5 protein-coding genes are annotated in these 5,988 nt (G+C 57.6%); 2 read left to right on the top strand and 3 right to left on the bottom strand.

Annotated elements, in window-relative coordinates; all coding sequences use genetic code 11:
* Positions 1 to 145: 145 nt before the first annotated feature.
* Complete coding sequence (locus tag F8N44_RS14105; RefSeq protein WP_150650693.1) at positions 146 to 2,344, top strand: TonB-dependent siderophore receptor; 2,199 nt, start codon at positions 146 to 148, stop codon at positions 2,342 to 2,344.
* A gap of 271 nt (positions 2,345 to 2,615) precedes the next feature.
* Here F8N44_RS14105 and F8N44_RS14110 read toward each other — a convergent pair whose 3' ends face one another.
* The 3 genes from F8N44_RS14110 to F8N44_RS14120 form a co-directional block, all read right to left on the bottom strand.
* Positions 2,616 to 3,902, bottom strand: a complete 1,287-nt coding sequence (locus F8N44_RS14110) for an ATP-binding protein (protein ID WP_150650694.1) — start codon at positions 3,900 to 3,902, stop codon at positions 2,616 to 2,618.
* The gene (locus F8N44_RS14115) at positions 3,903 to 4,610 is read right to left on the bottom strand and encodes a response regulator (RefSeq protein ID WP_150650695.1); all 708 of its coding nucleotides are present in this window, start codon (positions 4,608 to 4,610) and stop codon (positions 3,903 to 3,905) included.
* Between the two features lie 245 nt (positions 4,611 to 4,855).
* The gene (locus F8N44_RS14120; RefSeq protein WP_318182833.1) at positions 4,856 to 5,413 is read right to left on the bottom strand and encodes a tRNA-(ms[2]io[6]A)-hydroxylase; all 558 of its coding nucleotides are present in this window, start codon (positions 5,411 to 5,413) and stop codon (positions 4,856 to 4,858) included.
* Between the two features lie 142 nt (positions 5,414 to 5,555).
* On the opposite strand from F8N44_RS14120, the gene F8N44_RS14125 reads away from it, so the two are divergent.
* Positions 5,556 to 5,988: recombinase family protein (locus tag F8N44_RS14125; protein ID WP_150650906.1), on the top strand; the 433-nt coding region annotated here is incomplete at its 3' end.

Here is a 5,988-nt window from a genome sequence, read left to right on the forward strand (position 1 = left end):
GCCTTCGCGAGCAAGCTCGCTCCCACATTGCCAACTCCATTGGGCATTAAATCTTTGAGCTGTTCAGTTCCCTTTTCCCGCACTCGTTCGGTTAACCCCTCAGAAGCACTTCAACTACCGATCGATTCGATGCAAAGGGATCTCCATGTCGCACGTCCGTTTCCGTTTTGCCCTGTGCCCGTTGGCACTGGCCCTGCTGAGCATTTCTGCCAACGCCGCTGAAAAAACCGAGCAGACCTTGCAACTCGGCGCCACCAATATTTCCGCCCAGGGCCTCGGCGCTACCACCGAAGACACCCGTTCCTACACTACCGGCGCCATGTCCTCGGCCACCGGCCTGCCGCTGTCGATCCGCGAAACACCGCAGTCGGTGACGGTGATTACCCGTCAGCAAATGGACGATCGCGGCGTGCAAAGTGTCGGCGATGCCTTGCGCAATACCCCCGGCATATCCATGCAGAAGTACGACAGCGACCGTACTGAATTTTCCGCCCGCGGCCTGGCGATCACCAACTTCCAGTACGACGGCGTCAACATCCCCTACGACGGCGTGTACGGCGAGAACCCAAACAATGGCGACGACGCCGCGAGCATCGATCGCATCGAAATCATCAAAGGCGCGACCGGCCTGATGACCGGTTCCGGCGATCCGTCGGCCACGGTCAACCTGATCCGCAAGAAGCCGACCAAAGAGTTCAAAGCCTCGATCAGCGGCACCGTTGGTTCGTGGGATGCCTACCGCACCGTCGGTGATATTTCCGGTCCGCTGACTGAATCGGGCAACGTGCGCGGACGTTTCGTCGGTGCCTATTCCGATCAGAACTCTTACCTGGATCACTACAGCCAGCGCAAAGACCTGTTCTACGGCATCCTCGAAGCCGACATGAGCGACGACACCTTGCTGACCTTCGGCGTCGATAAATCCAGCACCACACCACGGGGTTCGTCGTGGACTGGCAACCCGGTGTATTTCACCGATGGCGGGCGTACTGATTTCGGGCGCCACTTCAATTCCGCGGCCGACTGGAGTCGCCGCGATTTCGACAACATCACCTACTTCGCATCCTTGGAACAGGCGTTGGCCAACGACTGGAAATTCAAGGTCAGCCTCGACCAGAAAACCACCGATCACGACACGCGCCTGGCCTCGGCCAGCGGCGGCAACCCGAACCGCGCCACGGGTGAAGGCATGTTCATGTATTGGGGGCGCTGGGAAGGTCATCGTGTACAGAACACCGCTGACGTCAACGTCTCCGGCCCGTTCACACTGGGCGGTCGCGAGCATGAACTGATCGCTGGCGTGATGACCTCGCACTCGCGCCAGACCGGGTCGACCTACGACACCAGTGCGTTTTCCGAAGTACCGGGGAGCATTTACGACTGGGACGGCAATCTGCCGAAACAGGACTTCCCGAAAAACGGCAAGTACGAGCGCACCCAGAGCCAGAACGGTATTTATCTGGCCACGCGCCTGCGCCCGACCGACGATCTCTCGGTGATCCTCGGCAGCCGCTTGAGCACCTTCAAGTGTAACGAAGACTATCGCTACAACCCGGGGGCCGGCCTCGACGACACCCACACCAGTTACAAGGAACACGGCGTGGTCACGCCATACGCCGGGGTGATTTATGACCTCGATGACACCTACTCGCTGTACGCCAGCTACACCAGTATTTATCAGCCGCAGACCTACAAGGACGCCAACGGTTCGACCCTCGCGCCGGTCGAGGGCGACAGCTACGAAACCGGTTTGAAAGCGGCGTATTTCGACGGTCGCCTCAACGCCAGCCTGGCGTTCTTCCGCATCGAGCAGGACGGCGTTGCCGAGTCGATCGGCACCAACGCTGTGACTAACGAAGGCATCTATAAAGCCATCGATGGCGCCACCACCAAAGGCGTCGAGCTGGAACTGGCCGGCGAACTGGCCGAAGGCTGGAACGTCTCCGCCGGCTACACCTATGCGCGCACCCGTGATGCCGATGAACAGCGCATGTACGGTTATCCGTTGTCGACCACCAAGCCTGAACATACGGTGCGCACCTTCACCACTTACCGTTTGCCCGGCGTGCTGGACAAAGTCACCGTCGGCGGCGGCGTGAGCTGGCAGAGTGCGTTCTACGGCAAAATCTACAGCGCCCCGGCCGGCGACTACACGCGGATCAAACAAGGCGGCTACACCCTCGTCGACCTGATGAGCCGCTATCAGTACAACGAGCACCTGAGCTTCACGGTCAACGCCAACAACGTGTTCGACAAGCGCTACCTGACCGGCCTGGGCAACTTCGATACTACTTTCTACGGTGAGCCGCGCAATTTGATGCTGACGACCAAGTGGGATTTCTGACCGTTAACAAACCTTGAATTGACGGCGCCACGGATGGCTCCATCGCGAGCAGGCTCGCTCCTACAGGGGGTCTGCGCTGCCTACAAATTTTGAGCAAGACACAAAACCCTGTAGGAGTGAGCCTGCTCGCGATAGCGGTGGGTCAGCCGCAAAAATGCTGATTGAACTGACCCCTTCGCGAGCAAGCTCGCTCCCACAGTGATCTGCGGCGCTCACAAATCCAATGTGGGAGCGAGCTTGCTCGCGAAGGGGCCGGCGCAGGCAACGGCATTCAATCCAGATGCGCCCAGGTCATCCGGAACGACGCCCCGCCCCAAGGCGAATCGCCCACTTCAACTTGCCCGCCATGGGACTGCGACACTCGTCGCACCAACGCCAGCCCCAAACCAAACCCACCCGTACGCCGATCCCGGCTGGCATCCAGTCGCGAAAACGGCTCAAAGATCTTCTCCCGCCCGTCTAGCGGCACGCCCGGCCCATCGTCGTTGACCCGCACTTCGTAATAATCACCCGCGCGCACCAGCGTCACTTCAACCCGCTGCTCGGCATAACGAATCGCATTGCGCAGCAGATTGATCACCGCTCGCGCCATGAATCGCGGCTCGATGCGCACGGTGTCGAGCCGGCAATCACCAATCAACAACTGCACACCGGCCGCTTCGGCCTCCAACGCCACGCTGCCGACCACACTGTCGAGCCAATTGGCAGCCTGGATGTTTTCACGCTTGATCACCGTCGCGCCGCGCTCAAGGCTGGCGTAGGTCAGCAGTTCCGAAACCATTTCCTCCAGCTCGCCGAGGTCGGCATACATATCCGCAATCAGCTCGCGGTTCTGGCTGGGATCCGACTGCTGCTTGAGCTGATCAAGCTCAAACGACAGCCGCGCAATCGGCGTGCGCAGCTCGTGGGACACGGCGTTGGTCAGTTCCCGCTGATTGGCGATCAGCCCTTCGATGCGCGCTGCCATCAGGTTGAAGTGCTCGGCCAGATCGCGGATGTTCGAGCGTTTCGACAATTGAATGCGCACCGACAGGTCGTTATCGCCGAAACGCTCGGCGGCCAGACGCAGTTTCTCCAGATCACGCCAGTGCGGACGTACCCAGAAAAACAGCACGATGCCGATCAGCACGGCGATCATCAGGTAGGCGGCGGCGATGTAGAACGGCATCAGGCTCGGCTCGGCCGGCAAGCGGATGCTGAGCAACTGCGGCCCCTCATCAATCGCGGAAATGTACTGGCTGTACTTGTCGCGGATCACCAGCAACCCTTTGGCCAGCTCGACTTTTTCCTCGTCGCTGAGGGCCAGTTCAGAGGTATCGACCAGCGTCAGCCCCAAACCGTAATGGGGGCGAATGGTTTCCAGCTGCTTTTCCCGGGCCGGGCCGTCGAGGTCACGCAACTGCTGAGCCAGCGTCCACGCTTGTCCCCGCACAGCCTCGCGGTTGTAGTCCTGCATCTGATAATCGAGCAAGGCATCAAAGGTGCGTTCAACCGTCTGCAACGCCAGCACCAGACCAATCGTCATGACCAGAAACAGCCCGAGAAATAACCGTAGCATCTACAGCTCCCACGCAAACGGATTGAACAGATAACCCTTGCCCCACACGGTCTTGATACACATCGGCTCGCGGGGGTTGTCCTTGAGCTTGTTGCGCAGCTTGCTGATGTACACATCGACGCTGCGGTTGAGCCCGTCGAAGGCAATCCCGCGCATGCGATTGAGAATGTCATCGCGCGACAGCACCTTGCCCGCCGCGCTGGCCAGCAACCACAGCAGCTCGAATTCCATGGTGGTCATTTCAATGACCTCGCCCGCCAGCCGCACTTCACGACAGCTGCGGTCAATGCTCAACTGGCCGAACTCAAGAAAACTGACCACGTTACTGTCCGGCATCTGGCGTCGTTGCAGCGCCCGCAACCGGGCCAGTAACACCGGTGGTTTGACCGGTTTGATCACGTAGTCGTCGGCGCCGGACTCCAGACCGAGGATATGGTCGAGATCGTCTTCCTTGGCCGTCAGGATAACGATCGGCGTGTCCGACACGCTGCGAATCTCGCGGCATACGTGCAAACCGCTCTGCCCCGGCAACATCAGGTCGAGCACCACGACTTTCGGCTTGAATTCCAGAAAGGCAGCCACGGCCAGGTCGCCACGATGCACCGTGCGCACCTCGTAGCCGTGTTGTTCGAGAAAGTGTGCAATCAGCGCAGCGAGGCGTTCATCGTCTTCCACCAGCAAGACTTTGCCGAAACCCAGGTTATCCATAACGACCGTCTGCCGCCCTTGTGTGAAGTGGTCGGCATTATGGCGGCTTTCGTGGGGGTGGCGTTTGTTTCAGGCAGCAAAAACCGGCCGCTGGGGCCGGTTTTTGGTGATGTTTCATACTCTTAAGAGTTTTTAACACTCATGCACTGATCGCTACATCTGTAGGAGCTGCCGAAGGCTGCGATCTTTTGATCCGGCTTCTTCAAAAGCAAAAGATCGCAGCCTTCGGCAGCTCCTACACGGAGTCATGCGGTGGCAGGCACGCCGCTGTGGAAGCGAAACTCGTCGTCCGGCGACTCGATCAGTTCCTGCTCGGTGGCGCGGACCTTGTCGATGACCTGGGCAATATCTTTCGCATCGCCGTACTGATAAGCCAGCTTCAGATAACCCTGAAAATGCCGCGCCTCGCTTTTCAGCAGGCCAAAGTAGAACTTGCCGAGTTCTTCGTCCAGATGCGGCACCAGCGCTTCGAATCGCTCGCAACTGCGCGCTTCGATAAACGCGCCGACCACCAGCGTATCGACCAGTTTCACCGGCTCATGGCTGCGCACAACCTTGCGCAAACCCGATGCGTAACGGCCGGCATGCAGCTGGCGCAGTTCGATCTTGCGCCGTTTCATGATGCGCATGACCTGCTCGTGGTGCACCAGTTCTTCCCGGGCCAGACGCGACATCATGTTGATCAGGTCGACGTGGGAATGGTACTTGGCAATCAGGCTCAGGGCGGTGCTGGCGGCTTTGAACTCGCTAATATCTGCATTACCACTACGAACGCCTGCCCAAGATATCAGCAAGCAGGTCATTATATTTCTTTTGAATGTTTAGAATGGCCGTATCCCGTGTTATAAATCTTTCATCTCCAAGCGAAAAAAACTCACGATTACAAGCATCGTCGACTGACATCGACGGTAACTTCGACCCATAAAAACATCACGAAGGTGAAATATGCCCTACGCGGTTGGCTATGCCCGTTTTTCAAGCACAAAACAAGGTAAAGGAAGCAGCTTATCCAGACAACAAGAATTAATATCTGAATGGATTGAAAACAACAAAGGCTACCAAATTTATCCAAAAAAGTTTGAAGACCTTGGTCGCTCAGCCTCTAAAGGCGATCATTTAAAGCATGGCTTTGGGAAGTTACTTGAAGCCATCGACCAAGGTGAAATCAAAGAAGGGGACGTGATCCTTGTTGAGGCTATCGACAGGATTGGTCGCCTTCCAGAGATGCAGATGATTTCGTTGATAGATCAAATCGTTAGCGCAAAAGTACAAATCATAACATTACAAGATGGGTGCACTTATGGCCCAATCATCAAATCCGAACAGATATGGTCTTTGGTGGGAAAAGTACAACAGGCCTATATGTATAGCGCATCCC

Origin of the sequence: Pseudomonas fluorescens, from assembly GCF_902497745.1 — a bacterium.
Taxonomy (GTDB): Bacteria; Pseudomonadota; Gammaproteobacteria; order Pseudomonadales; family Pseudomonadaceae; genus Aquipseudomonas; species Aquipseudomonas fluorescens_BM.